The 312-nt window shown below is 71.5% G+C and carries 1 protein-coding gene; it reads left to right on the plus strand.

Annotated elements, in window-relative coordinates:
• A partial coding sequence (locus AC31A1_RS23920) for an aminotransferase class V-fold PLP-dependent enzyme (RefSeq protein WP_489655280.1) occupies nucleotides 1-312 on the plus strand: 312 nt, incomplete at both ends.

A 312-nucleotide genomic window follows, 5' to 3' on the forward strand; every position in this document is an offset into this window, starting at 1 on the left:
GGCGTCCACGTCACCGACCCGCCCGCTGCGGGCGGCGCCATCGTCACGTTCGTCGTCGACGGTCTGGACGCCTCCGAAGTACAACGCCAACTCGCCTACCGTCGCGTCCACTTGATCGCCGTTCCGGCGGGCCACGGCCGCTGGGACATGGACCACCGGGGACTGACCAAGGTGGTCCGGGCATCCGTCCACGTCTACAACGACGAGGACGATCTCCACGCGCTGGTGGAGGCGGTACGGGAGATCGTCTGCCTGCACAGACGCGGCACGGCGCCGGCCACGGGGCGGGGGGACTCCGGGGCGGAGGAGGCG

It is taken from the genome of Streptomyces sp. P5F9, assembly GCF_057961495.1.